At 67.4% G+C, this 1,424-nt stretch carries 1 protein-coding gene and 1 pseudogene; both read left to right on the top strand.

Going from position 1 to position 1,424, the window contains the following annotated elements:
• Positions 1-364: pseudogene (locus tag ACIQV3_RS40530) on the top strand (hypothetical protein); the annotation flags it as partial.
• A 20-nt stretch (positions 365-384) separates the two neighbouring features.
• On the top strand, positions 385-1,389 hold the full coding sequence (locus ACIQV3_RS40525) for an IS3 family transposase (protein WP_403722412.1): 1,005 nt from the start codon (positions 385-387) through the stop codon (positions 1,387-1,389).
• The last annotated feature ends 35 nt before the right edge of the window (positions 1,390-1,424 follow it).

Raw genomic sequence — 1,424 nt, 5'->3', positions numbered from 1 at the left:
CGCGTCCGATCCGGCTCCGAAGCCGAAGCGCCGCAGTTTCAGTCCGGAGTACAAGCTGCGGATCGTGGCCGAGTACGACGCCGCGCCCAAGAATGAGAAGGGTGCGGTGCTTCGCCGCGAGCGCCTGTATCACTCGCACGTCACCGAGTGGCGGGCCGCGCGGGATGCCGGGGCCCTGGAGAACCTGGTCGACCGGCGCACGAGTCCGGTCCGGCCGAAGAAGTCCGCGGTCGAGATGGAGAACGAGAAGCTACGCCGCCAGGTCGAGCGGCTGGAGAAGGAACTGGCCCGGAACAAGGCCGCGTTGGAGGTCATGGGAAAAGCTTCGGCGCTCTTGGAAATGATCTCCGAGAGCGCGGACTGAAGCAGGCGTGTGAGCCGGTCGTGGATCAGGCGTTCACCGGCGTGGAGTGCGAGCTGGGCATCACGGCCGCGTGTCGGCTGACCGGCCGCTCCCGCGCCACCCACTACCGCCGGCTGAAGCCGCCGCCGGTGCGCGAGCCGAAACCGCGTCCCGCGCCGCCGTCCGCGCTCGATACCGGCGAGCGGGCCGCCGTCCTGGAGCTGATGAACAGCGGTGAGTACGCCGAGCTGCCGCCCGCGCAGATCTGGGCCCGCGAGCTGGACGCCGGGCGCTACCACTGCTCGATCTCCACGATGTATCGGATCCTGCGCGAGCACGGGCAGTCCGGCGAGCGCCGCCGCCAGGCCACCCATCCGGCCAAGACCGTGCCCGAGCTGGTCGCCACCGCACCTTCGCAGGTGTTCACCTGGGACATCACCAAGCTCGCCGGCCCGGTCAAGGGAGTCTGGTATCACGCCTACGTCGTCATCGACATCTTCAGCCGCTACGTCGTCGGCCACACCGTCGAAGGAGCCGAATCGGCGGAGCGGGCCGAAGAGCTGATCCGCGAGACCATCGAGCGCAACGGGCTGATACCCGAGACCGTGCACGCGGATCGCGGCACCTCGATGACCTCGAAGAAGGTCTCGCAGCTGCTGATCGACCTCGGCGTCACCAGAAGCCATTCCAGGCCGAAGGTCTCAAACGACAACCCCTTCAGCGAAAGTCAGTTCAAGACCACGAAGTACGCCGCCGACTACCCCGACCGGTTCGACTCCCTGGCCCACGCCCGGGAGTGGTTCGACGCGTTCACCACGTACTACAACCACGAACACCGGCACTCGGGGATCGGCTACCACACACCCGCGAGCGTCCACTTCGGCACCGCCGAGGAGGTCCGCGATCAGCGCGCCGTCACCCTCGCCGAGGCGTATGCGCAGCACCCCGAACGCTTCGGCCGACGCCCCGTGCCGCCAGCGATCCCACGACGCGTGTGGATCAACGATCCGGCCAAGCGCAGGGAACCCGCACAACAAGCTTCATAGCACCCCAACCGTCTCACTTGACTTGAAATCTTCCG

The organism is Streptomyces sp. NPDC099050 (genome assembly GCF_044759865.1).
GTDB lineage: Bacteria > Actinomycetota > Actinomycetes > Streptomycetales > Streptomycetaceae > Streptomyces.
The sequence above is the reverse complement of the archived record's forward strand: the minus strand, read 5'-3'. Positions and strand labels throughout refer to the sequence as shown.